Consider the following 22660-nt stretch of genomic DNA (forward strand, 5'->3'; position numbering starts at 1 on the left):
CTGCCAGGCATCGCCCACGCACAACGGCCGCCCCGCGCAACCTCAGAAGGGAACAGCCGACCCGGCCTCACGCAGCCGAAGCAGCGCCCTGTCCATGCACTCGGCAACCGAGGCGCCGTCGGCCCGCAGCCCGGCGGGCAACGGTCCACCACCGGCGACGAACGTCCATGCCGACCGGCCGTCCCGCAGGCGCTCCGCATCGACATCGACTCGGATCATGCCCCCACGCCCTGCTCCTCGAGCCACTCCAGGATCAGCACCGCCGCATCCTCGACGCCGCTGTCCCCCGCCGCGGCCGTCGGGCAACCCGACCCGCCGACTCCCCGACATCGCCACCACAGACATGCACTCCCCCGCATCAACCGAACGGCCGACACAGGAGTCGACTCAACGCCCCCGCAGCTCCATCCGGTTCAGCGACAGCTCAGGCCCCCGGACCGCCCGAGCATGTACAGCGCGGGCTCAGCGCACGCCCCCGTCCGCGCATGGCGGTCGCCGCCGACGCCGATCCACCAGCCGAGGAAGGCGGCAACTTCAACCGCCCCCACCGAAAGAGAAAAACCATGGCCTCCACACGTCACGCGCCTCTCCTGCTCGTCCCCCTCCTCGGCCTGGGCCTGCTCGCGACCACCTGCGGAAGTTCCTCGTCCGACAGCGACGCCGCCGCCGAGCGCAAGCCGTCGGCCACCCGGTCCGACTCGCCATCCCCCAGCACGAAGCTGAAGGGGACGGCCGCCGGCCGGGCCCTGCTCGACGCCGCGCGATCCGGTGACGCCGACGCGGTGCGCGGCGCCATCAAGCGGGGTGCCGATCTGGAGACCCGCGACAGCAGCCGCCGTACGCCGCTCCTCCTGGCCGCCACCGGCGATCACGTCGAGGCCGCCCGGCTGCTCGTCGAGGCAGGGGCCGACCCGGATGCCCTGGACCAGCAGCACGACACCCCGTGGCTGGTGACGGGCGTGACCGGCAGCGCGGCCATGGCGCGCACGCTGGCGGCGGCCGACCCCGACTACACGATCCTCAACCGGTACGGCGGCACCTCCCTCATCCCGGCAGGCGAGCACGGCCACGTCGCCTACATCCGGGAGGTCACCACCAACCCGGACATCGATGTGGACGTCGACCACGCCAACAACCTCGGCTGGACCGCGCTCCTGGAGGCCGTCATCCTCGGCGACGGCGGGCGCGACCATCAGGAGACGGTGAGGCTCCTCCTGGACGCCGGAGCCGACGCGTCCATCGAGGACAAGGACGGCGCGACCGCGCTCGACCACGCCGAGCAGAAGGGATACGACGGGATCGCCCGGCTCCTGCGCGGGTGAGCCGTGCGATGCGTGCTGTATATCTGCTGCTCAGGGGGACCGTCAGCGCCCTGTCCCACCCGATCGGACCGGGCACAGGATGTCGGGTCCGGCAGGGTGCGGCCTTCCTAACGTGAGGGACGTAAAGGGAAGGAGCCCGAAGTGCTTGAGCGGCTGAACGAGGCCCTGGATCACATCGAGTCGCATCTCGATCAGCGGATCGAGGTGACCGAGCTGGCGCGGATCGCGATGACGTCGGAGTACCACTTCCGCCGCATGTTCTCCGCGCTGGCGGGGGTCTCGCTGTCGGAGTACATCCGGCGCAGGCGGCTGACCATCGCGGGCGCCGAGGTGCTCGCCGGGGAGCGGACGCTGCTGGACATCGCCGTGCGCCACGGCTACGGCTCGGGGGAAGCGTTCGCGCGTGCGTTCCGCGCCGTACACGGTGTGGGGCCGGGCGAGGCCCGGCGGGACGGTGCCGCTCTGCACGCTCAGCCTCGGATGTCCTTCCGCCTCATTGTCGAAGGGAGCAGCAGCATGCGATACCGGATCGTGGAGAAGGACGAGTTCCAGGTGGTCGGCAAGAAGGTCCGGGTCCCTCTGGTCCACGTGGGGATGAATCCGGCGATCGCCGACTTCATCCGGGGCATCGACGCGGAGACGATGCAGCGCATCAGCGCGCTGTCCGACCAGCAGCCGGAGGGGATCGTGGGGGTCAGTGACAACCTCGACCCGAGCCGGGCGGAGGGAACCGAACTCGACTACTACCACGCGGTGGTGACGGCGACCGCCGGGCCGGAGGACCTGGACGCGCTCACCGTCCCGGCGGGGACCTGGGCGGTCTTCGAGAACTCGGGCCCGTTCCCGGAGTCGCTCCAGTACCTGTGGCGGGACGTGTTCACGCAGTGGTTCCCGTCCAACCCGTACGAGAGCCGGCCGGGCCCCGAGATCCTGCGGACCCGCCTGTCGCAGGACGCGGCGCAGGCGGACGCCGAGCTGTGGATCCCCGTGGAGCGCACGGCGGTCTGACCTGATGGTGATGCGGCGGTGCCCCGGCCTTGGGGCACCGCCGCATCCGTACGGGATGTGCCCGGACTCCGGCTTCCCTCATAGGCTGAATCTCGCACGCAACGAACAGGAGGCTGAGGTGTCCGAAGCGATGGTGGCCGAGGTGATGGCCGAGCTGGCCGAGCTCGAGGACCCGAAGGCCCGCGCGGTGAACGAGAAGCACGGTGACGATCACGGTGTGAACCTCGGCAAGCTGCGCGCGCTCGCGAAGCGGCTGAAGACGCAGCAGGAACTCGCGTGCCGGCTCTGGGAGACGGACGACACCGCGGCGCGGCTGCTCGCGCTGCTGATCTGCCGCCCGAAGGCGTTCGACGGTGACGCGCTGGACGCCATGATGCGCGAGGCGCGCACTCCCAAGGTGCACGACTGGCTCGTGAACTACGTGGTGAAGAAGAACCCGCACGCCGAAGAGCTGCGCCAGGCCTGGTCCGCCGATCCGGATCCCGTGGTCGCGAGCGCCGGCTGGGCGCTGACCACCGAACGCGTGGCGAAGAAGCCCGAGGGCCTCGACCCGGCCGGGCTGCTCGACGTCATCGAAGCGGAGATGAAGGACGCCCCGGATCGCCTGCAGTGGGCGATGAACCACTGCCTGGCCCAGATCGGGATCGAGCACGCCGAGCACCGCGCCCGTGCCATCGACATCGGTGAGCGCCTGCAGGTGCTCAAGGACTACCCGACTTCCCCGGGCTGCACGTCTCCGTACGCACCCACCTGGATCGGCGAGATGGTGCGCCGCCAGAACGACAAGACGGTGGCCTGAAGAATCCAATACGGCTTCCCCGCCATCATGAATTTCCGCTGAAGTGCGCCTTAAGGGCCGTCGAAGTCCGGCGGCTCCGAAGAGATCGCCTACGTGATCGACGACGAGGTCCCGGTCAGCGCGGGCGACGGCTGCTCCCACCCCGACGACGCGGACGACACCAAGGTCTCCTGCACGGTCGCCACCCTGGAGAGCCAGGACCCGTACGCCACGCTGAAGCTCGCCCTCGGCGACGGCGACGACACGCTCCACGCCACCGACGGCAGCATCGCCCAGGGCGGCAACGACAACGACACGATCTACGGGAACAGCGGCGACGACGAGCTGTACGGCGGGCCCGGCCGGGACACCCTCTCCGGCGGCCCCGGCAGGAACATCGTCCGCCAGGACTGACGCCTCACTCAGCGGGTCGGGCAGGGGCGGCCCGGCGGGACGGGTGCGGAGCCGGCGGCGCCTCTACGGCCTTCACCCAGTCGTCCACGGTGAGGACGTCCGCCCACAGCGGGAACAGTTTCTCGGTGAGGAAATCGTGTGCCTCGGGGTCGGTGTCGAGGCAGGCGTCGTGCAGGACCGTGAGGCCGAAGTCCATGTCGTTGGCCTGGCACAGGGTGTACAGGACCACGGCGCTGGTGGCGATGCCGGTGAGGACGAGACTGTCGATGCCGCGCGTCCTGAGCACCAGGTCGAGGTCGCTGCCCGAGAACGCGCTGCCCCGCCGCTTGGTGACCACGATGTCGCCCTGTTGCGGCGCGACGTCGTCGTGGATCCCGGTGCCGTGGTCGCCCTCGGTGAACAGACCGGCCCGCACGGCCGAGGTCACCGCGCGATTGTGTGGACTGACGTCGGGATTGCCCGGGCGTAACGCGATGACCACGTAGATCACGGGTATGTCCGCGGCGCGGGCACCGTCGATCGCCCGGCGCAGGCGGGTGAGATACCCGGAGCCGTCGTCGGCGATGGCGACGATGTCCCGTTGGATGTCCATCACCAGGAGAGCGCTGTTCGGCATGCCAGCCGTCCCTTCTTCCTTCACCGGGGTTCCCTCCAACGGGACTCCGCTCACCAGGAATTGCATCACGGAGAGGGGCGATTCGGGTCGGACAGGGGCTTTGTGGCGTCAGGCGACGGTCCGCGCCACGTAGTAGGCGTTCAGCGGGTCGCCCTCGATCGACCGGATCTGTACGTCGGTGAAGCCGGCCTCCGCGAGCATCCGGCGTGCGGTCTGCTCGCCCCACATGGTGCCAAGGCCCGCCCCGCCGGTGCTCAGCGACGTGGTCATGCAGTAGAAGACCGAGAAGCCGAAGAGGGCGGGCCCGAAGGGGTGGTCGAGGTTCTCCTCGAGCTTGCTGGACGCGGCGATGTCGCACATCAGGAACGTGCCGCTGTCGCGCAGTGCGGCGGCGACGGCGTTCAGGGTCTCCTGTGGCCGGGCCAGGTCGTGGATGACGTCGAAGGCGGTCACCAGGTCGTAGCGTCCCGTGATCTGTGTCGCGTCGCCGACCGTGTAGTGGACGTTGTCCAGGGCGAGGCGTTCGGCCTCGTCGCGGGCGGCCGCGATGCCTTCCTCGGACTGGTCGAGCCCGTGGAAGAGGCTGCGCGGGAACGCCTTGGCCAGGACGAGCGGGGCGTGCCCCTGGCCGGTGCCCACGTCCAGGGCGTCGATGCCGTTGCTCAGCTGTTCGGTGAGGCCGGGGACGAGCGGGATGATCGTGTCGACGAGGGCCGCGTCGTACACGCGGGCCGTCTCCTGTGCCTGGAGTTCCTGGAAGCGGGGGTAGGCCGAGTACGGGACGCCGCCGCCCTGCCGGAAGGCCTTGAGGACCTGCTGTTCGACCTCGCCCATCAGCCCGATGTAGGGCGTCATCCCGGCGAGGTTGTCGGGGCCCGCGGCCGTGGTGAGCGACGCGGCGTGCTCCGGCGGCAGCAGGTATGTCTCGCCGTCCGGCTCGTACTCGACGACACCGCCGAGGACCATGCCGCCGAGCCACTCGCGTACGTAACGTTCGTCGAGCTGCGCCGCCTTGGCTATGTCGTCACTGGTGGAGGGCGGCAGCGTACTCATCGTGTCGAAGAGGCCGGCCTGGTGGCCGGTGCTGACAAGGAGGGCGAGCACCCCCTTGTTGAGCACGTCGACCATCAGGCCGGCGAATTCTTCCTGCCGCGCGGGGTCCAGTGTCATGGTCCCTCCTCAGAACGGCATGGCCTTTGCGCCCCATTTATTACGTTACGCCCCTTCGCTGTGGCGGCGATGGGGGCCGAGGTGGCCCGTCGGCCGGGGGTCAGACGCCTTCCGGCCACGCCCACCAGGAGCTACGCGGCCAGGCGTTCGGCCATCAAGAACGCGCCGATCAGGATCATGGCGGCGCCCGAGGCGCGGGTGACGGCACGGGCGGCGGCCGGGCGGGTGCTCAGGACGGTGCGGGCCAGGACGCCCACGCCGAGGTAGACGACCGCACAGCTGAGTGTGTGCACCATGCCGAGCGCGCCGAGCTGGGCGGCCAGCGGCCAGCCTGCGGTCGGGGTGGTGAACTGCGGGAGTATCGCGAGGAAGAGCAGCAGGGCCTTGGGATTCAGGCCGCTGATGGCCGCCCCCTTGAGGATCCCGGCAGCCCGGGATGCGCCACCGGTGGCACCCTGCGAGACCTCCGAGACCCCCGAGGCGTCCGTCGCCTCACCGGGCGTTCCGGGCCGGGCCAGGGCCGAGGCGCCCAGCCAGATCAGGTACGCGGCGCCCGTCATCGTCAGCGCCGTGAGAACGCCGGGGCTGCTCGCCACCGCGGCCGCCACACCGCCCGCGACCACGGCGGTCAGGGCCACATAGCCGAGCACCAGACCGCTCACGGCCGGCACCACCGAGCCTCCGCGCAGGCCTGCCGTGATGGCGTACGCCCAGTCCGCGCCCGGGACCAGGATGAGGAGGACGGACACCGCCCAGAAGGCGGTGATGGTGCTGATGGCCACGGAAACACTTCTCCTATGAGTGCGTGAGCGCGTGAGCGCGTGAGCGCGTTTGAATTGCGACGCCGCGACGCTGCGACGCTTCGATACACAGAGAAGATTAGTTCCGATTTGACCAAAGATGTTTCCAAGTGTGATCGCCAGAGCGGTATGTCGTGGAAGAATCTCCCCCATGGACGATGTGGACCGGAAGATTCTTGCCGAGCTCCAGGAGGACGGCCGGCTGACCGTCACCGAGCTGGCCGCCCGCGTACGGCTCAGCCTCTCGCCCTGCCACCGCAGGCTGCGCGAACTGGAGCGCAGCGGCGCCATCCGCGGCTACCGCGCGATCCTCAACACTCAGCAGGTGGGTCTGACGTTCGAGGCGCTCGTCTTCGTCACCATGCGCCAGGAGGACCGGGACACCGTCGCCGACTTCGAGGCGGCCGTCGCCGACATCCCGTACGTGCTGCAGGCCCAGCGGCTCTTCGGCGACCCCGACTTCCTGCTGCGTATCGTCAGCCCGGACCTGCCCGCCTTCCAGCGGCTGTACGACGAGAAGCTGGCCACCCTTCCCGGTGTGATGCGGCTCAGCTCCACGCTCGTCATGAAGCACGTGGTGCAGGAACGCCCGCTGCCGCTGTGAGGGACTTCCTCAACTCCCGTGAAGGCGAAGCCACTTGTCGAGGACAGCGAAGTCCTCGTCGGTGAGGCCGCGCCGGGCATCGACGCGATGCAGCAGGGCCGGCTGCGGGTGGTGCGCCGCCACCCACGCGCGGTCGGCGTACGTGATCTCGTCGTCCACCCAGGCGAAGGGACGGTCCGCGGCCCGGTCGACCAGGGGGCGGGTCTTCCAGTGGAGTCCACCGGCCTCGTCATCGCCGGGCGGATCCGGCGGGCTCACCACGGGGAGTTCCGGCAGGCCGAGCCAGGGCGCGATGCAGTCGTTGGCGTCGGACATCCATGTCGTGGCCCACACGAGTTCGCAGGGCAGCGCCCGCAGGCGGCGGCCGTGGGCCGGATCGATCCTGGTGATCAGCGGGTTCGCGTCGGCCATCGCAGGTGCGAAGGGGCTGTCGTACGTCGGGTATCCGTCGGGAAGCTGTTGCCGGGTCGCCCCGAAGGGAATGAGCGGGCCGTCGACGTCGAGGAAGAGAAGGGGCAGCGTGGAACCGATCACGCCTGCACCGTAGCGATGTTCGGGCACGCGGCGGTCAGCTCGCACCGTTCTCCGGGCGTCGCGCCAGGAAGACGAGCTCGCGCCCCGGCCGATCGGGCGCGTCACGAACCTCCTCCACCACGAACCCGTGCGCCGTCAAGTCCGCCTCGACCTCCGCCCGTTCGCGGAACCGCAGGGTCAAATGCGATGTCAGCACCTCCCTGTCCGCGACGAGTACGCAGGTCCCGCGGAACGTCACCAGCGGGCCACTGACCTCGATGACCTGAACCCACTTCTCGACCGCGCCAACCCCCGGGACCTCCATGACCTCGTAAGAAGCATCGCGGTTCCACTCCTCCCAGGCGCGCCTGGCCGGATCCCGGGTCTCGAAGACCAGATGTCCGCCCGGCCGCAGCGCTTCATGGGCACCGCGCAGGGTCCGTTGCCACGTCTCCGGGTCGTCGATGGCCTGGGCGACGTTCGCCGTCATGGTCGCCAGGTCGACCCGCAGCGGCGGGAGCGACGTCGCGTCACCGCAGATCCACCGCACCCGCTCGCTGCCCGGCTTGGCCCGTGCGACATCGAGCGACGCCCGTGCGGGATCGACGCCGACGACCTCGATCCCGCGATCGGCGAGCAGCAGCGCGAACACCCCTGTTCCACAGCCGATGTCGAGCACCCGACGCGCACCGAACTCCCCCGCGATGCGTACGTAGGCGTCGAGATCGCCGCGGTCGGGGTCGAGCGGATCGTAGAGCGCGGCGAGCCGCGGATTCCCGAAGGCTTCGTCAACCATGCCGCCGAAGGTATCTGCGGCCGCCGCTCGACGGCTCGTCAATTTTCTCCGGCGGCCGGGCCGCCATCAGTCGGACTTCAGTGGAACTCGTGGACCAGCTGGATCTCGCCGACGATATGGGCGTTGAAGTCGTCGAGCTCTTCCGCCGGCACCCACAGCTCGAGGATCGTGCGGCCGCCGGCCTGCTGGACGGGGTAGCGGCCGACGAAGTCCGTGTCGACCTCGAAGCGGGTGACGAAGCCTGCTCCGTCGTGCTTCACGTTCCAGTCCCGCGCGATGCTGATCGCGTAGTCCTCGTTGAGCACCGGGTAGAAGATCGGCTGCTCGGGCAGGCGGGGCGGCCAGGCGCGCCAGTTCAGCTCGCGGACCAGGTCCAGCTCCTTGGGGCCCGTCGGGCGCCACAGGGTCGTCGTTGCTTGCCGGCTGGTCATGAGGGGGTCACTCTCTGAGGGTTGGCGGCTGCCGTTCGAAATACGGCTGGTCGGAGAGGGGAAGATACCGGGTTCGTCGGGCTGGGGGCCATGTCGTTTCCGTACCGGCCCACACCTCGGGTGCGGGACGAGTAGCCGTACTCAGGCGCCGGGTCCGGTCTCGCCGATGCCGCCCGGCGGGAGGCGACCGACGACAATGGAGCGGTGGCACGGTTGCTCGACGCCGCGTTTGACGAGTGATGCCCCTTTCGAGGTGCCGGGAGTCCGGGTGGGCGGCCTCGGAGCCCGGGCCGGCGACGGCATCGAGGTCGAACTCCTCTGTCACGCCATGATGTTCGAGGGTCGAGATCGCGACGAACTTCGCTCGCGGGCGGCTCCGATCCGGCCGCTGAACACCGAAGAAGTGATGACACAGGCCGGTGTCGGTGTCGACGAGACGGCCGACGTGGCCGCCAAGACGACGACCACGGTGGCGTTCGACTTCGGGCGGATCAGCCTCAACGAGCGTGTGGTGCTTTACCTCTTCGGCGCACCCGGCCAGGAGCGCTTCTGGTTCCTCTGGGACCGGCTCTTCTCGGGCACGCTCGGTGCGGTCGTGCTGGTCGACACGCGGCGCATGGACGAGTCCTGGTACGCGATCGACCGCCTCGAACACCACAAGACGCCGTTCGTGGTGCCGTGAACCGGTTCGACGACGACACCTCCGCGCATTCCCTTGCGGAGATCCGGCAGGCTCTTGCGCTGCCCGGCCATGTGCCGCTGATCCACTGCGACGCGCGGGTGCGGTCGTCGGGCAAGGACGTACTGATCGCCCTCGTGGACCACCTCTACGAACTGGCCATGGCCCGGGAGATGACACCGTGACCGAGCCGACCGGACCCGCCGCCGAGCAGAGCCCGCCCCCGGCTGTCCCGCCCATGCGGGCGCCGTGCGCCTGGGCGGTCTGGAGTATCAGCAGACGCCGTCGCAGCTCTACCGCAGCTTGCGCCGCGAGCAGGGCGCGGTGGCGCCGGCGCTCCTGGACGGGGACGTGCCCGCGTGGCTGGTGCTCGGCTACTCCGAGGTCAGCTATGTGACCGGCCACGACGAGCTGTTCGCCCGCGACTCGCGGCGCTGGAACCAGTGGGAGCACATTCCCGCCGACTGGCCGCTGCTTCCGTTCGTCGGCCATCAGCCTTCGGTCCTTTTCACCGAGGGCGAGGAGCACCGGCGGCGCGCCGGGGTGATCACGGAGGCTCTTGAGGGGGTCGACCAGTTCGAACTCGCCCGGGACAGCGGCCGGATCGCCGACCGGCTGATCGGTGAGCTCGCCGGCAGCGGGCAGGCCGAGCTGATGAGTGCGTACGCGCACGCGCTGCCGATGCGGGCCGCGGTGCAGATGTGCGGCATGCCGCACACGGGCACGGACACCCAGCAGTTGGTGGACGATCTGCGGATCTCGCTCGACGCGGCGGAGGGCGACGACCCGGTGGCGGCGTACCTGCGCGTCGGCGAGCGGATCCAGCAACTGGTCAAGGAGAAGCGGGAGAAGCCGGGCGCGGACGTCACATCGCGGATGCTGCTTCACCCGGCGGGCCTGACCGACGAGGAGATCGTCCAGGACCTGATCTCGATCATCGCGACGGCCCAGCAGCCGACGGCCAACTGGATCTGCAACACGCTGCGGCTGATGCTGACCGACGAGCGGTTCGCGCTGAACGTGTCCGGCGGTCGGCTGAGCGTGGGCGAGGCGCTCAACAAGGTGCTGTGGCTCGACACCCCGACGCAGAATTTCATCGGCCGCTGGGCGGTGCGCGACACCCAGCTCGGCGCGCGGCAGATCCGGGCGGGCGACTGTCTGGTGCTCGGCCTCGCCGCGGCCAACACCGACCCGCAGATCTGGCCCGAGTCGCATGTGGGCCCGGAGAACTCCGCGCACCTGTCCTTCAGCCACGGCGAGCACCGCTGCCCGTACCCCGCCCCGCTGCTCGCCGATGTCATCGCCCGTACGGCGGTCGAGACGCTCCTGGAGACGTCGCTGCCGGTGCAGTTCACGCCTGTGGCGCACTGAAAGGTGGCTGGGCGCCGCGTGGGCGGCGCCCCGGTGGGGTCAGGCGGTGACAGGGGTGAACCGCACCGGCAGGGACTGCGGCCCCCGGGTGAACACCCCCTGTTCGACCGGGTCGAAGCCCTCGGCGAGCCGCACATCGGGCATCGCGTCCAGGAGCTGGCCGACGCCGGTCTCGACCTCGGCCTTGGCAAGCAGCGCGCCCACGCAGAAGTGCCGGCCGAGCGCGAAGGAGAGATGGTCGGCGGCGGCGGAGAACGCGGTCGTGGTGGTCAGGTCCTCGCGGAAGATGTCGAAGCGGTCCGGCTCCGCGTAGCGCTGCTCGTCGCGGTTGGCCGAGCCGATCAGGCAGGTGACGGTGGCGCCGGCGGGGATCGTGCCGCCGGTGAGCTCCACCTCGGTGGCCGACTGACGCATGATCATGTGGACGGGCGGCGTGTGGCGCAGCGTCTCGGCGAAGGCACGGGCGATCAGCGTGCGGTCCTCGCGGACGGCCGCCAACTGCTCCGGGTGCGTCAGGAGGTTGGCGAAGATGCTGGCGATCGCCTTGTCGGTGGTCTCGCCGCCGGCGGCGAGCAGCAGGCTGCAGAACGCCTTGATGTCCTCGTCACTCATGCGTACGCCGTCGACCTCGGCGGCGCACAGCGTGGACAGCAGGTCGTCGCCGAGGTTGTCGCGACGCTCCCGGATGATCGGGAACATGTACTCGGCGAACTCGACGCGGGTCCGTTCGCCGGCCGCCGCGACGTCCGGGTCGCCCGCCAGGTTGCCGAGGAAGGCGATGACGGTGGTGTACCAGCCGTGGAAGCGCGCGTGGTCGGCCTTGTCCAGGCCGAGCATGTCGGCGATCACGTTGACGGGGAAGCGGGTTGCGTAGTCCGCGACCAGGTCCACCGTGCCGGTGTGCCGGAAGGCGTCGATGAGTTCACGGGAGTTGCGCTCGATGACGGGCAGGAACTTCACCTGGAGGTCGCTGCCGCGGAAGGCGGGTGCGACCAGGGCGCGGCGCACCGCGTGTTCCCGGCCGCTGAGCTGGAGGATCGTCTTGCCGTGCACGGGCTCGATCTGCCAGTCGTAGTTGTCGGTGGTGAACTGCGAGCTCTTGTCCTTGAACACGCGCTCGACATCGGCGTACCGCGAGACGATCCAGCTCTGCGTCGCCTCGTGCCACAGCAGCGGCGCGCTCTCCCGCATCGCCCGGTAGGCCGGATAGGGGTTCTCGGCGAACTCCGGCGAGAGGATGTCGGGGAGCTGCTGCGCGGTGGACATGAAGCTCCTTGGTCATAACAGGGGGTGCGCACCAGGCTATTGATCACCTGGTGGCCCAACCACCCTGCCCTGACCTCCTGTTGAGCGCTGCACTGGCCTTGGCTGAAAATCGCAGTCCGCCGCACCGGATCGAGCGGGTGCGGCGGACGGCGAACTGCGGACTGCGGGAACCGCGACGCCGAGGGTCAGCAGCTCAGGTTGCCACCCGGGTCGACACCCAGAACGTCGGCGAACCGGGTGTAATTGTTGATCCGGCTCTGCACCTGCTCGGGGTTCTGCCCGTTGCATTCCAGGCTGCCGTTGATGCTGCGGATGGTCTCGCCGAAGCCCGCACCGTTGACCATGGCGTTGTGCGGCGTCATCGTCCCCGGGCCGTTCTGGGTGTTCCAGTACCAGAGGCCGGTCTTCCAGGCCACGGCCGGATCGTTCTGGACGAGGTCGGGGTTGTTCAGGAGGTCGATCTTCAGGGCGTCGCCCGCCGCCTTGTAGTTGAAGTTCCAGCTGAGCTGGATGGGGCCACGGCCGTAGTACTTGTCGTTGCCCGCCGGGCAGCCGTAGGGCTGGGAACTGTCGCAGTAGTGCGGGTAGTTGGCGGTGTTCTGCTCGACGACGTGGACCAGGCCGCCCGTCTCGTGACTGACGTTCGCCAGGAAGGCCGCGGCCTCCTGCTTGCGCACGGTGTCGCTGCCGGTCCCGGTGAACTCGGGATAGGCGCTGAGCGCGTCCGTGAGGCCGCTGTAGGTGTAGAAGGAGTTCCGGTTCGGGAACATCTGGTTGAACTGGGCCTCGCTGACGATGAATTCCGCGGCGGCCCGCTCCTTCGCGTCCGACTTCTCCGCGGAGGCGTCGGGGGCGAGGGTCAGCAGGGTGAGGGCGGCGGCGGACGCCGTCGCGGTGAGCGTGGCGGCGAGTGCACGAGGACGCATGAGCGATCACTCCTTGGGCGGACCGGGGCATGCCGGGGGCACGGCCGACCGCCGTGTGGTGGGGGGTTGAGCGGCGAGGAGCGCACCGGCACACCGGAGCTGCGGCTATCCGGAATAACCCCTGCCGCCGTTGGCCTAGACCATACCGAGTGGCGGATTCACGTCAAGAGGCATCCGGATAACGGCAGTTGAAAGACAGCGCGTCAGCCGGTGCCCGCCGCGGCCAGCTCCTCGATCACTTCAGTGACGTATGCCGCCCAAGGGCCCACCAGCGGCTGGAGTTCGCCCCAGCGCTCCCTCTCCCCCGTGACGTACACGGCGCGCGCGTAGGCGAGCACGGGCCGGTGTTCCTCCGGGAGCCGGGCGATGGCCCAGTCCGCCGCGGCGTCCTTGGAGGTGATCGCCCCGGTCGTCAGGGTCATCCAGATCCGGGCCAGCGTGAGGACGACGTTGCGGGTGTCCGCCGCGAGGTCGGCAAGGAGCTCCGGTACGCCGGCGGACAACGCGCGCGCGAGGTCCGCACGCGGGACGGGGGCCAGCACATCGCCCGGCGGCGGTCCGGCCAAGGGCGTGCCGGCCGTCAGCACCATCGTGATCAGGGGCGCGAGATCGGGGCTCGGCACCGGCGACGGCAGCCGCCCGCGCTCGTACTCCTCGCGCAGCCACTCCCCGTACTGGAACTCGCATCGCGGCGGGTATCGCCACGGGCTGACCTCGCGCCGCACGACGATCGTCAGCTCGACGGGCCGCACGGTCTCGCCCCGTGGCGGCCAGGCGGAGATGTCGAGGAGCGCCTCGACGAGCCGCCGCCGCTGCCGGACCGACAGAGGCCGCTCGACGACGGCGAACACATCGATGTCGCTGTACGGGCGCAAGCCGCCCAGCCCGGCCGAGCCGTACAGGTAGCCGCCGACGAGGTCCGCGCCGAGCGTCTCGCGCAGCAGGTGAACGGTGTCCTCGGTCTGTGTCACTGCGGTCCTTTCCCTTGCGCGGCGGGGGTGGGCTGTGCGGCATCGGCGGATGAGCCAGTCATGATCGTAGGAAGCACGAGAGCCCTGGAACCAGCGGGTTTCCGACACGGCGGCGGCGAGCCGGGGCGCACGTACACTGAAGCGGTGTCGGGCAGGCCCCTGCTCCGCCCGGCCACCTGTGGTCAGCCCTCCACGCCCGGATCCCGTCCGACGCGACCGGCCGGCCGTGCGGCACACAGGTAGCGATCCTCGGCCGTCCCGGCCCTCGGCCCGCACGCAGATATCCCCCTGCGGGGCCCGCTCGCCCAACGCGTCACACCGCGGATTCCGGTTCACCGTCGCCCTCGCCCCCGCTTGTCGGGCCGGGCATGCGCGGCGTGCCGCCGGCCGCCTTCGAGGGGACAGATATGAAGCTCAGCGCACTGCTCCATGGGCACGACCACGACGTTCTGCACGGTGACCCGGGGGTGCCGGTCACCGCGGGAATGACCTTTGACGCCGGGCAGGTCGGGGCCGGCTCGCTGTACATCGCCGTTCCCGGGCACGAGGAGGGCGGGCCCGGGGGCGTCGCGCGCGCCCTGGAGCGAGGGGCGGTGGCGGTCCTTGTCGAGGACGGCGGGGCGCCGGCGGACAGGGCGGCCGGGCAGGCGTGCGTGGTGCGCGTGGCCGATACGCGGGTCGCGGCATCGCTCGCCGCCTCCCGTTATTACGGCGAGCCCGGGCATGCGATGGATGTCGTGGCGATCACCGGTACGAACGGCAAGACCTCGGTCTCGTACATGGTCGAGTCGGCTCTCCGCCTCGCGGAGGGCGCGAAGGTGGGGGTGATCGGCACCTCGGGCAGCCGGATCGGTCCGGAGCGGATCCCGATGCCGCGGTCGGTGCTGAGCACCCCGGAGTCACCGGACCTCCACTACCTGCTCGGACACATGCGTGACCGGGACACGGGCAGCGTGGTCCTTGAGGCGACGTCCATGGGTCTGCTGCAGAGCCGCCTGGACCATGTGCCCGTCGACATCGGCGTGTTCACCAATCTCACCCAGGATCACCTGGACGACCACGGGACCATGGCGCACTACAAGGACGCAAAGCTGCGCCTGTTCGGCGGGCTGTGCGACCGCGCGGTGGTCAACGCCGACGACCCCGTCAGCGCCGAGATCCTGGCCCTGATGCCGGGCGCCGTGACCACCTACGGCCTGGACGCGCCGGCCGACTACCGGGCGAGCGATCTGGTCGTGGACGCGGCGGGCAGCCGCTTCACCCTCCACCACGACGGCCGCAAGTATCCTGCCGCGATCCCGGTCCCGGGCCGCTTCTCGGTGTCCAACGCGCTCGCCGCCCTCGCGGCGTGCCATCTGCTCGGGCATGAACTCCCGGCCCTGGTCGAGGCGTTGGACCGGATGCCGCCGACTCCGGGCCGGCTCGAGCGCTTCACGACCGCGCGGGGCGTCTGTGTGATCGTCGACTACGCGCACTCCCCCGACTCGCTGGAGAAGGTCCTCGCCACGATCCGCGGTTTCGCCACCGGGTCGGTGATCACCGTCTTCGGCTGTGGCGGCGACCGTGACACCACCAAGCGTGCCCTGATGGGGGAGATCGCCGGCCGCCTATCCGACCTGTGCGTCCTGACCACGGACAATCCGCGCGGCGAGGATCCCGAGCGCATCCTGGACCAGATCGTCCCCGGCCTGACGTCCACCGCGACGCCCTTCCACCGCCTTGCCGACCGTCGCGCGGCGATCGCGTGCGCGCTGTCCGCCGCGCGTCCCGGCGATGTCGTCCTGGTCGCGGGCAAGGGCAGCGAGCCTCACCAGATCGTCGGCGAACTGCTCCTGCCCTTCGACGACATGACCGTGGTCCGCGAACTGGCTTCTGCTGCCGGGTGACCCAGGCGGCGGGTCCGCGGGGCGGCATCGCGGACGGCGCCGACATCAGCCTGCCGCTCGGCGCGGCCGTGGCGGCAATCGTGTGTCTCGCCCTGCTCGCGGCGTTCCCGGAGGCCCGCCATCGACCGGTTCGGGCTTCGCCGTGTCCACCGCGGCCTGTTTGCGGGCCTCGCCACGGCCGCGGCCCTGCTGACCGCGACCCACGTCCCCGGCATCTCCCTGCCCGCGGCCCTCCTCTCCGCGCTTCTCTACGGCCCCTGCTTCATGGCGGGTTCCGGCCTCCTCGCCGTGTGGAGCTACCGCGTCTTCCCCGACCGCCCGACGCCCGGCTTCACGGCCACCGTCCTCGCGCTCGGCCTCGGCACCATCACCGGCCCGGCGCTGCTCGGCCAACTCGCCGACCGCCAGGGCCTCCCCGCGGCCTTCGCCGCCACCGCCGTCGCGGCCGCGCTGACCTCACTGACGCCGCCCCGGCGTCCTGGCGCGCCGCGTCGAGCCGCCGCTTGCCCGCTCCCGGTTTCGTCGCGATGACAACCTCCTAGGCGACACCGTGCGGCGCACTCCACATGGCCGAAAATACCCCCCTGGGTATCTTTGTTACGGTGAAGGAGAGATACCCCGGGGGGTAAAAAGTGTGACGAGGGAGTGTGAGTGTGCCGTGTTCTTTGCCGATGTCCTGGAGACCGAAGGCCTGGGCAACCGGAGCTACCTGGCGGGCGGGGCCCGGTCGGTGGTCGTGGTGGATCCGCCGCGCGACATCGACCGGGTGATCGCCGCGGCCGCCCGGCGGGGCGTGCGGATCGTCGCCGTCGCCGAGACGCATGTGCACAACGACTACGTGACCGGCGGTCTTGAGCTGGCCCGCCTCACCGGCGCCCGCTATCTCGTGCCCGCCGGGGCGTCCGTCGCGTACCCGCGGGTCCCGGTGGCCGACGGGGACGTGGAGGAGGTCGACGAGGGGCTGACGCTGCGGGCGGTGGCCACGCCGGGCCACACCCCGCACCACACCTCGTACGTCCTGGAGGAGAACGGGCGTGCGGTGGCCGCGTTCACCGGCGGATCGCTCCTGATCGGCGGCGTGGGGCGGCCGGATCTGGTGGAGCCACGGCTGACCGAGGAGCTGGCCAGGGCGCAGCACGCCTCCGCGCACCGGCTGGCCGACGAACTGGCCGACGAGGTGGCGGTCCTGCCCACGCACGGCTTCGGCAGCTTCTGCTCGTCAGCCGACGGGGGTGGCGGGCGCAGCACCATCGGTACGGAGAAGGCGTCCAACCCGGCCTTGGTCCAGGACGTGGAGACGTTCGTCGCCGAGCTGCTCGCCGGTCTGGACGACGTACCGGCGTACTACGCGCACATGGGTCCGGCCAATGCCGCGGGCCCGGCGCCGGTGGACCTGACCGAACCGCGGCGTGCCGACGCCGCCGAGATAGCCCGGCGCCTGGCGGCGGGCGAGTGGGTCGTGGACCTGCGCCATCGGGTGGCCTTCGCCGAGGGGCATGTGGCGGGGTCGTTCAACTTCGAGGCCGACGGTCGTCTGGCGACCTACCTGGCGTGGATGATCCCGTGGGGCAAGCCGGTGACGCTGCTCGCGGAGAGCGCCGATGATGTCGCCCGCGCCCAGCGGGAGTTGGCCCGCGTCGGCATCGACCGGCCTGCCGCGGCCGCCACCGGCACCCCCGTCGACTGGGCCGACGGGCAGGCGCCGCTCGCGTCGTTCCCTCGGGCTACGTTCGCCGAGCTGGCCGCAGCGCGCGAGCGGGGCGCGGACCCGGTGGTGCTCGATGTGCGCCGCGCGAGCGAGCGCTCCGGGGGCTGGATCGAGAGCAGCGTGCACATCCCGGTCCACGAGATCCACCGGCGCCTCGACGAGGTGCCCGCGGGCGCGGTGTGGGTGCACTGCGCCGGTGGCATGCGTGCCGCGATCGCCGCCTCCGTCCTGGACGCGGCAGGGCGTGCGGTGGTGGCCGTCGACGACGGCTACGCGGCCGCCGCCGACGCCGGCCTCACGCTCGTAACCCCCGCCCGGACCTGACCGCACAGCCTTGCGCGCCGGGCGGCGACCCGGCGCAGGAGGAGCTACCGAGGAACACCATCATGCCCATCTCTCCACGCGGCCCCGGCCACGTGTCCCCGCACGCCGGGCGCCGGGCCATGGGCGCCGCGCACGCCCGGCGCCGGGGCCCGGACGTCGCGCACGCCGACCACCGGGGCACAGGCACCGCGCACACCGACCGCCGGGTCCCGGGCACCGCGGACACTGACCGCCAGGCCCCGCGCGCCACCCACACCGACCGCCAGGTCACAGGCGCCGGGCGCACCGAGCAGCGGACCACGGCCGTCGGGCGCGCAGGCCACTGGGCCATGGGCGACACGCACACGGAACGCCGGGGCATGGACGCCACCCACACCGAGCCCCGGCCGACAAGCGCCGCGCACACCGACCGCCGGGCCGCAGACCCCACGCACACCAAGCGCCAAGCCCAAGCCACAGGCGCCGCCCAATGACCGCGCCGATACTCGCCCTGATCGCCGGCGCACTGGTCGGTCTCGCCCTGGGAGCGCTCGGGGCCGGCGGCAGCATCCTGACCGTCCCGGCTCTGATCTATCTCCTTGGCTTCAGTCCGGCCGAGGCCACCACCGCGAGCCTGGTCATCGTGATCGTCACCTCGCTCGCCGCGCTGGTGGCCCATGCACGGGCGGGAGCGGTGCGCTGGCGGGCCGGGCTCGTGTTCGCCGCGGCCGGGCTGCTGCCCGCCGCCGCGGCGGGGGTCCTGTCCGCGCGCATCCCCGCCACCGCGCTCACCCTGGCCTTCGCCGGCCTCGCGGTACTCGCCGCGCTGCGCATGCTGCGCCGCAGGTCATCGCAGGAGGGCGGAACGGTGTCGGTACCCCGCGCGGCGGGAGCGGGCGCCGGGCTCGGGGCGGTGACCGGGTTCCTCGGGGTCGGCGGTGGATTCCTCGCCGTGCCTGCCCTGGTGGCCGCGCTAGCCGTGCCGATGAGTGCGGCCGTGGGCACCAGCCTGCTGGTCATCATCGCCAACGCCCTGGTGGCCCTCGCCGCTAGGGCCACCACCGCCGTCACCCTGGACTGGGCGCTGATCATGCCGTTCATCGCGACGGCGGTCCTGGGCGCCTGGGACGGCAGGCGGTTGAGTACGAAGGTCTCCCCCGGCACGCTGCAGCGCGTCTTCGGCAGCCTGCTCCTGGTCGTCGCCGCGGCGATGGGGATCGGCGTACTGCTGTGACGCGCCGCAACAATGCACTGCCCGGATGCCGGTCGGCGACGGCGGGTATCAGGCCAGCGACAGGAAGAGCTTCTCTAGGCGGGACCGCATCTGCGCGGAGTCCCGCACCTCGGGATCCTCGCTGGTCATGCACTGCTGCAGCCCCGTCGCGATGATCGAGAACCCGGCCCGGTCCAGGGCCCGGGACACGGCGGCCAACTGCGTGACGACGTCCTCGCAGTCCCGGCCCTCCTCGATCATCCTGATCACTCCCGCGAGCTGGCCCTGCGCCCGCCGCAGGCGGTTCAGCGCCGACTTCAGCTCGTCGGCGCTCATGTCGAGTTCCACACGTCCTCCTCCGTATACCCCCACGGGTATTCTACCTGGAGGGGGGAGACAATCTTCGAAAGGCATTGTTCCGTGAGCAACCCCAACACCCTCACGCCAGGCCAGGCCACGGCGCGTTTCGGTGAGTTCACCGTCATCGACGTCCGCACCCCCGGCGAGTACGCGGGCGGCCATCTGCCCGGTGCCCACAACGTCCCGCTCGACCGCCTGGACGAGGCCGCCGACGCACTGCGGGCGGCGTCGGCACGTACTCCCCTGCTCATCGTCTGCGCCTCCGGCGCCCGCTCCGCCAAGGGCTGCGCCCGTCTTGCCGACCTCGGCGTCGAAGCCGCCACCCTGGCGGGCGGGACCGGTGCCTGGGCCGCGGACGGCCACCCGGTGGAGCGTCCTGCCGGGGCCCGCACCACCTGGCCGATGGACCGGCAGGTCCGCCTTGCCGCAGGATCGCTGGCCCTGCTCGGCTTCCTGGCGGGCCTCGCCTGGCCACCGGCTCACTGGCTGTCCGGAGCCGTGGCCGCAGGGCTCGTCTTCTCCGGCGTCACCAACACGTGCGGCATGGCCGTCCTGCTCGCCAAGCTCCCCCACAACCGGCCCTCCGAGCAGGCCGTCCCCTTTCAGGAGACGTTGGCACGGCTCACCGCCTGACACCGAAGCCGAAGGCGCCTAGCGGCCCGCCTCCCCGCGGTAGAAGTCGAACTGAGTCACTCCGTCGTATCCGTAGCTCTCCGGATGCAGTTCGTGCAGGGCGACCCCACCCCGGGGCAGCGGGCCGAGCAGCTCCGACAGGAGTGCGCCGGCCTCGGCGATGAAGGCGGCCTTCTGGGCGCCGCTGTTCGTGCCCGCGGTGATGCTGCCCTCCACGTGCGCGTCGCGCACGCCGGCCAGGGGCCTGCCGTCGATGAAGTAGACAGCTCCCGGGACCAGGTTGATGTGGACGACGGTCCGCGCGCTCGACTTGCCCAGTGCGGTGACGGCGAGGCGGGTCAGCCCTTCGGCGATGGCGCTCTGGACGTCGGTGGGCAGGTCGGGGTCGGTGACGGTGACCCGGAAGTACGGCATGACTCTCCTTGCGGATGCTCGGCAATCCGCCGGTCTCGGCGGCGCGGAGCAAGCCTCGCGGGCCTGGCACGATGGATCCAACGCATGGTTTTCATACGCACATGAGGCGCACGCATGACCGTGAACATCCCCCAGCTGAGGGCCTTCCTCGCCGTCGTCGACGCGGGCGGCTTCAGCGCGGCCGCCGACGAACTGGGCATGAGCCAGTCCGCGGTGTCGCACGCCGTCGCCTCCCTGGAACGCGAGTTGGCCGCCCCGCTGCTGGTCCGCGCCACGCCCGTACGGGCCACCGCGCTCGGCGAGCGGATCGTGCCGCACGCACGCGGCGCCCTGTCGGCGGCCCGGTCGGTGGAGCGGATCGCGGCCGATGCCTCGCGGACCCTGACCGGCACCGTGCGGCTCGCCGCCACACCGACCGTCTGCCAGGGGCTTGTTCCCGGCCTGCTGCGGCACTGGCGGCAAGACCTGCCGCAGCTCACCGTGCGGGCCTTCGAGGGGGACAGCGCCGAAGTGGCGGCCTGGCTGGAGAGTGGAGCGGCCGACGCCGGCATCGTGATCGACCCGCCGCCCGGCACCGGCATCCCGCTCGCCACGGACGGCTACCGCGCCCTGCTGCCGCGCGACCATCCGCTGGCCCGCGAGCCTGCCGTGGACGTCCGTGATCTGGAGGACGACCCGTTCCTCATCTCCCCCAACGGCTGCGAAGTCCGTATCCGTACGATCCACGAGCTCGCGGGGCTCGACTTCGCCCCCGCCCACCGCGTGCGGGACCTGGCCACGCTGATCAGCATGGTGCAGGCCGGGCTCGGCGTGACGGTCCTGTCCGAGGTCTCGCGCTCGCTGATCCCCGCCGATCTGGTCCTGCTGCCGCTGCGGCCGCATGTCGCGCGCCGTCTCGCACTGACCGGGCCGCACGCCCGCCCCTGGCACCCGGCGGTCCGCGCCCTCGCGGAATCAGCCGTCGCTCACCTGGACCGAACCCTCCCCCAGACCGCGCCCGTTCTTGCGCGCGGTCACCAGCGCGAAGGTGAGGAAGTCTCCGCCGTCGGCCGTGAGCATGTCGATCACGGGCCGGTTGGCTGACTCTCCGTCGGGCAGGTGCTCGGCGCAGGCACGGGTCCACAGCAACCAGTCCTGCCAGCCGTCCTGTTGGAGCCGCGCCGAGGTGACGGTGACGAGTTCGGTGATCGCCCACTGGAAGCGCCACCATTCGGCCGTGTGCCAGGCCAGGGCCTCCCAGCCGACGAGTTCCTTGATGTGCGGCGGGATCGCCCCGAGTTCGCGGACCTCCCGGGTCATCGCGGGCGTCGCCATGCCCAACTGGCCGCCAGGACGCAGGAAGCGCAGCAGGTAGGGCAGGTAGCCGTCGGCCGTGCCGAAGTACTCGAAGGCGTCGACGCTCACGATCGCGTCGAAGCTCTCCTCGGCGAACGGCAGGGCATGCGCCTCCGCGCGCACGGCCTCCACCCGGTCGCCGACACCGGCATCGGCGAAGACGGCCGCGGCCTCGTCGGCGCCGATCCACCAGTCGGCCGCGACGACCTGCACGCCGTACTCGCGGGCCAGGAACACCGATGTCGCCCCCTTGCCCGAGCCGAGGTCGAGCACCCGCATCCCGGGGCGCAGATCGAGGTCCCGCGCCAGGTCCTCCAGGAGCCACAGCGGATTCGGGCCCATGTCGAGACCGAGCAGCCAGGCCGGGTCGTAGCGGGAGGAGCGCGGGTAGCGCTCCGGGCGTACGAGGTCGTCGAGGGCGGTCACGGGCGTCCTGCCGGGCGGGCGAGCAGGGCCGTCGCCATCTCCTGTACGGAGCGGGTGAAGTGGCGCGGGTCATCCGGTGGGGTCACGTGGCGGATCAGTGCTCCGTCGAAGAGGGCCAGCAGGCCGTGGGCGAGGAAATCTGCATCCAGGTCGGGGCGTTCGGCGGCGAGCAGGGAGGCCAGGTGCCGGTGCCAGAAGCGGAAGCTGGGGTCGCTGTACTTGTCATCGGCGCATGCCTGTTCATGGGCGGAGAACAGGATGGCGTTGGTCTCGGCGATCGCGCCGAGGCCGTCGAGGAAGGCGTGCAGGCGTCGCCCGGCAGGTGCGCCGGGACCCAGCGGCGGGGGTCCGTCGGAGACGGCATCGCGCAGCTCGCGCGAGCGTTCTTCGAGGAGCGCCTGGAGCAGTCCCGCGCGACTGCCGAAGCGGCGGAAGACCGTGCCCTTCCCGACGCCGGCCAGGGCGGCGACCCGGTCCAGCGACACGGGCGCCCCGTCGCCCTCGGCCAGCAGGCGCTCGGTGGCGCGCAGGACCGCGGCGCGGTTGCGGGCCGCGTCGGCGCGCTCCGTGCGTTCGCCGCGGTCACCGCCGCCGGGTCCCGTGCCCGCGGCGCGCCGCTCCTCGGCCATGACGTCAACTCCTCATTGAAAGCGGGCTGTTGGTCCGGATAGATTACCCCCGACCCAAGCGGACCAGCAGTCCGCATGGGCGGAGTCC

Annotated in this window: 26 protein-coding genes and 2 pseudogenes; 14 read left to right on the forward strand and 14 right to left on the reverse strand. The window is 71.1% G+C overall.

Translation table 11 applies throughout. The annotated features are described in order from the left end of the window. Positions 1-42 precede the first annotated feature (42 nt). Positions 43-219: a hypothetical protein gene (locus AB0G47_RS36020; protein WP_360778726.1), complete on the reverse strand. Its 177-nt coding sequence runs from the start codon at positions 217-219 to the stop codon at positions 43-45. A 500-nt stretch (positions 220-719) separates the two neighbouring features. Here AB0G47_RS36020 and AB0G47_RS36025 point away from each other — a divergent pair, with 500 nt between their 5' ends. The 4 genes from AB0G47_RS36025 to AB0G47_RS36040 all read left to right on the forward strand — a co-directional run bounded on the left by AB0G47_RS36025 (position 720) and on the right by AB0G47_RS36040 (position 3522). After that, a complete protein-coding gene (locus AB0G47_RS36025; RefSeq protein ID WP_360778813.1) occupies positions 720-1322 on the forward strand; it encodes an ankyrin repeat domain-containing protein in 603 nt (200 codons plus the stop codon). Positions 1323-1463: 141 nt separating this feature from the next. Then, complete coding sequence (locus AB0G47_RS36030) at positions 1464-2330, forward strand: AraC family transcriptional regulator (protein ID WP_360778728.1); 867 nt, start codon at positions 1464-1466, stop codon at positions 2328-2330. Between the two features lie 130 nt (positions 2331-2460). After that, positions 2461-3129 carry a DNA alkylation repair protein gene (locus AB0G47_RS36035; RefSeq protein ID WP_360778815.1) on the forward strand — a complete coding sequence of 223 codons (669 nt, stop codon included), beginning with the start codon at positions 2461-2463 and terminating at the stop codon, positions 3127-3129. 93 nt (positions 3130-3222) lie between these two features. Continuing rightward, the gene (locus tag AB0G47_RS36040; protein WP_360778731.1) at positions 3223-3522 is read left to right on the forward strand and encodes a hypothetical protein; all 300 of its coding nucleotides are present in this window, start codon (positions 3223-3225) and stop codon (positions 3520-3522) included. A gap of 4 nt (positions 3523-3526) precedes the next feature. Here the strand turns inward: AB0G47_RS36040 and AB0G47_RS36045 are convergent, their stop codons facing one another. From AB0G47_RS36045 to AB0G47_RS36055, 3 genes are all read right to left on the reverse strand, one after another. Further along, complete coding sequence (locus tag AB0G47_RS36045; RefSeq protein WP_360778733.1) at positions 3527-4138, reverse strand: cysteine hydrolase; 612 nt, start codon at positions 4136-4138, stop codon at positions 3527-3529. 108 nt (positions 4139-4246) lie between these two features. Continuing rightward, entirely contained in the window at positions 4247-5308 is a 1062-nt protein-coding gene (locus AB0G47_RS36050; RefSeq protein WP_360778736.1) for a class I SAM-dependent methyltransferase, read from the reverse strand. Positions 5309-5439: 131 nt separating this feature from the next. Further along, on the reverse strand, positions 5440-6090 hold the full coding sequence (locus tag AB0G47_RS36055; protein ID WP_360778738.1) for a LysE family translocator: 651 nt from the start codon (positions 6088-6090) through the stop codon (positions 5440-5442). A 169-nt stretch (positions 6091-6259) separates the two neighbouring features. Here AB0G47_RS36055 and AB0G47_RS36060 point away from each other — a divergent pair, with 169 nt between their 5' ends. Beyond that, entirely contained in the window at positions 6260-6712 is a 453-nt protein-coding gene (locus AB0G47_RS36060) for an Lrp/AsnC family transcriptional regulator (protein WP_360778741.1), read from the forward strand. Between the two features lie 9 nt (positions 6713-6721). Here the strand turns inward: AB0G47_RS36060 and AB0G47_RS36065 are convergent, their stop codons facing one another. The 3 genes from AB0G47_RS36065 to AB0G47_RS36075 all read right to left on the reverse strand — a co-directional run bounded on the left by AB0G47_RS36065 (position 6722) and on the right by AB0G47_RS36075 (position 8452). Beyond that, positions 6722-7246: an HAD domain-containing protein gene (locus AB0G47_RS36065; RefSeq protein ID WP_360778743.1), complete on the reverse strand. Its 525-nt coding sequence runs from the start codon at positions 7244-7246 to the stop codon at positions 6722-6724. A 34-nt stretch (positions 7247-7280) separates the two neighbouring features. Then, positions 7281-8021: a class I SAM-dependent methyltransferase gene (locus AB0G47_RS36070; protein ID WP_360778746.1), complete on the reverse strand. Its 741-nt coding sequence runs from the start codon at positions 8019-8021 to the stop codon at positions 7281-7283. A gap of 77 nt (positions 8022-8098) precedes the next feature. Next, positions 8099-8452: a hypothetical protein gene (locus tag AB0G47_RS36075; RefSeq protein WP_266874246.1), complete on the reverse strand. Its 354-nt coding sequence runs from the start codon at positions 8450-8452 to the stop codon at positions 8099-8101. A gap of 328 nt (positions 8453-8780) precedes the next feature. Between AB0G47_RS36075 and AB0G47_RS36080 the strand changes: the two are divergent. Then, a pseudogene (locus AB0G47_RS36080) lies at positions 8781-9316 on the forward strand (ATP/GTP-binding protein). Between the two features lie 64 nt (positions 9317-9380). Beyond that, on the forward strand, positions 9381-10502 hold the full coding sequence (locus tag AB0G47_RS36085; RefSeq protein ID WP_360778749.1) for a cytochrome P450: 1122 nt from the start codon (positions 9381-9383) through the stop codon (positions 10500-10502). A 39-nt stretch (positions 10503-10541) separates the two neighbouring features. On the opposite strand, the gene AB0G47_RS36090 is transcribed toward AB0G47_RS36085, so the two are convergent. The 3 genes from AB0G47_RS36090 to AB0G47_RS36100 all read right to left on the reverse strand — a co-directional run bounded on the left by AB0G47_RS36090 (position 10542) and on the right by AB0G47_RS36100 (position 13665). Further along, positions 10542-11768 carry a cytochrome P450 gene (locus tag AB0G47_RS36090; protein WP_360778752.1) on the reverse strand — a complete coding sequence of 409 codons (1227 nt, stop codon included), beginning with the start codon at positions 11766-11768 and terminating at the stop codon, positions 10542-10544. 185 nt (positions 11769-11953) lie between these two features. Beyond that, a complete protein-coding gene (locus AB0G47_RS36095; protein WP_360778755.1) occupies positions 11954-12694 on the reverse strand; it encodes a chitinase in 741 nt (246 codons plus the stop codon). 203 nt (positions 12695-12897) lie between these two features. Next, positions 12898-13665, reverse strand: coding sequence for an aminoglycoside adenylyltransferase family protein (locus tag AB0G47_RS36100; RefSeq protein WP_360778758.1), 768 nt, complete (start codon positions 13663-13665; stop codon positions 12898-12900). A gap of 407 nt (positions 13666-14072) precedes the next feature. Here AB0G47_RS36100 and AB0G47_RS36105 point away from each other — a divergent pair, with 407 nt between their 5' ends. From AB0G47_RS36105 to AB0G47_RS36125, 5 genes are all read left to right on the forward strand, one after another. After that, entirely contained in the window at positions 14073-15551 is a 1479-nt protein-coding gene (locus AB0G47_RS36105) for a UDP-N-acetylmuramoyl-L-alanyl-D-glutamate--2,6-diaminopimelate ligase (RefSeq protein WP_360778761.1), read from the forward strand. 264 nt (positions 15552-15815) lie between these two features. Further along, positions 15816-16082: a hypothetical protein gene (locus AB0G47_RS36110; RefSeq protein ID WP_360778764.1), complete on the forward strand. Its 267-nt coding sequence runs from the start codon at positions 15816-15818 to the stop codon at positions 16080-16082. Between the two features lie 127 nt (positions 16083-16209). Next, a complete protein-coding gene (locus AB0G47_RS36115; protein ID WP_360778767.1) occupies positions 16210-17583 on the forward strand; it encodes an MBL fold metallo-hydrolase in 1374 nt (457 codons plus the stop codon). Between the two features lie 62 nt (positions 17584-17645). Then, the gene (locus tag AB0G47_RS36120) at positions 17646-18056 is read left to right on the forward strand and encodes a hypothetical protein (RefSeq protein ID WP_360778770.1); all 411 of its coding nucleotides are present in this window, start codon (positions 17646-17648) and stop codon (positions 18054-18056) included. Beyond that, on the forward strand, positions 18053-18796 hold the full coding sequence (locus AB0G47_RS36125) for a sulfite exporter TauE/SafE family protein (RefSeq protein WP_360778773.1): 744 nt from the start codon (positions 18053-18055) through the stop codon (positions 18794-18796). Before AB0G47_RS36120 ends, AB0G47_RS36125 begins: the two co-directional genes overlap by 4 nt. A 48-nt stretch (positions 18797-18844) precedes the next feature. Here the strand turns inward: AB0G47_RS36125 and AB0G47_RS36130 are convergent, their stop codons facing one another. Continuing rightward, positions 18845-19123, reverse strand: coding sequence for a metal-sensitive transcriptional regulator (locus tag AB0G47_RS36130; RefSeq protein ID WP_360778775.1), 279 nt, complete (start codon positions 19121-19123; stop codon positions 18845-18847). A gap of 72 nt (positions 19124-19195) precedes the next feature. Between AB0G47_RS36130 and AB0G47_RS36135 the strand changes: the two genes are divergently transcribed. Then, on the forward strand, positions 19196-19768 hold the full coding sequence (locus AB0G47_RS36135) for a rhodanese-like domain-containing protein (protein WP_360778778.1): 573 nt from the start codon (positions 19196-19198) through the stop codon (positions 19766-19768). An 18-nt stretch (positions 19769-19786) separates the two neighbouring features. Here AB0G47_RS36135 and AB0G47_RS36140 read toward each other — a convergent pair whose 3' ends face one another. Then, entirely contained in the window at positions 19787-20182 is a 396-nt protein-coding gene (locus AB0G47_RS36140; protein WP_360778781.1) for a hypothetical protein, read from the reverse strand. Positions 20183-20296: 114 nt separating this feature from the next. Here AB0G47_RS36140 and AB0G47_RS36145 point away from each other — a divergent pair. Beyond that, positions 20297-21094, forward strand: a pseudogene (locus AB0G47_RS36145) (LysR family transcriptional regulator); the annotation flags it as partial. A gap of 42 nt (positions 21095-21136) precedes the next feature. Here the strand turns inward: AB0G47_RS36145 and AB0G47_RS36150 are convergent. Then, positions 21137-21943 (reverse strand): methyltransferase domain-containing protein, encoded by an 807-nt coding sequence (locus AB0G47_RS36150; RefSeq protein WP_360778784.1) that lies wholly within the window; start codon positions 21941-21943, stop codon positions 21137-21139. Then, on the reverse strand, positions 21940-22572 hold the full coding sequence (locus tag AB0G47_RS36155; RefSeq protein WP_360778787.1) for a helix-turn-helix domain-containing protein: 633 nt from the start codon (positions 22570-22572) through the stop codon (positions 21940-21942). Before AB0G47_RS36155 ends, AB0G47_RS36150 begins: the two co-directional genes overlap by 4 nt. Between the last annotated feature and the right edge of the window lie 88 nt (positions 22573-22660).

This window comes from Streptomyces sp. NPDC021622 (genome assembly GCF_040640795.1).
In the GTDB taxonomy this organism is placed as follows: Bacteria; Actinomycetota; Actinomycetes; order Streptomycetales; family Streptomycetaceae; genus Streptomyces.

What these genes read in the sequence shown, in the direction of transcription:
- AB0G47_RS36105 (WP_360778761.1), top strand. Translation starts at nt 14,073, where the DNA reads ATGAAGCTCAGCGCACTGCTCCATGGGCACGACCACGACGTTCTGCAC.
- AB0G47_RS36050 (WP_360778736.1), bottom strand. Translation starts at nt 5,308, where the DNA reads ATGACACTGGACCCCGCGCGGCAGGAAGAATTCGCCGGCCTGATGGTC.
- AB0G47_RS36090 (WP_360778752.1), bottom strand. Translation starts at nt 11,768, where the DNA reads ATGTCCACCGCGCAGCAGCTCCCCGACATCCTCTCGCCGGAGTTCGCC.
- AB0G47_RS36120 (WP_360778770.1), top strand. Translation starts at nt 17,646, where the DNA reads ATGCCCATCTCTCCACGCGGCCCCGGCCACGTGTCCCCGCACGCCGGG.
- AB0G47_RS36095 (WP_360778755.1), bottom strand. Translation starts at nt 12,694, where the DNA reads ATGCGTCCTCGTGCACTCGCCGCCACGCTCACCGCGACGGCGTCCGCC.
- AB0G47_RS36070 (WP_360778746.1), bottom strand. Translation starts at nt 8,021, where the DNA reads ATGGTTGACGAAGCCTTCGGGAATCCGCGGCTCGCCGCGCTCTACGAT.
- AB0G47_RS36060 (WP_360778741.1), top strand. Translation starts at nt 6,260, where the DNA reads ATGGACGATGTGGACCGGAAGATTCTTGCCGAGCTCCAGGAGGACGGC.
- AB0G47_RS36140 (WP_360778781.1), bottom strand. Translation starts at nt 20,182, where the DNA reads ATGCCGTACTTCCGGGTCACCGTCACCGACCCCGACCTGCCCACCGAC.
- AB0G47_RS36035 (WP_360778815.1), top strand. Translation starts at nt 2,461, where the DNA reads ATGGTGGCCGAGGTGATGGCCGAGCTGGCCGAGCTCGAGGACCCGAAG.
- AB0G47_RS36125 (WP_360778773.1), top strand. Translation starts at nt 18,053, where the DNA reads ATGACCGCGCCGATACTCGCCCTGATCGCCGGCGCACTGGTCGGTCTC.
- AB0G47_RS36045 (WP_360778733.1), bottom strand. Translation starts at nt 4,138, where the DNA reads ATGCCGAACAGCGCTCTCCTGGTGATGGACATCCAACGGGACATCGTC.
- AB0G47_RS36155 (WP_360778787.1), bottom strand. Translation starts at nt 22,572, where the DNA reads ATGGCCGAGGAGCGGCGCGCCGCGGGCACGGGACCCGGCGGCGGTGAC.
- AB0G47_RS36110 (WP_360778764.1), top strand. Translation starts at nt 15,816, where the DNA reads ATGGCGGGTTCCGGCCTCCTCGCCGTGTGGAGCTACCGCGTCTTCCCC.
- AB0G47_RS36075 (WP_266874246.1), bottom strand. Translation starts at nt 8,452, where the DNA reads ATGACCAGCCGGCAAGCAACGACGACCCTGTGGCGCCCGACGGGCCCC.
- AB0G47_RS36020 (WP_360778726.1), bottom strand. Translation starts at nt 219, where the DNA reads ATGATCCGAGTCGATGTCGATGCGGAGCGCCTGCGGGACGGCCGGTCG.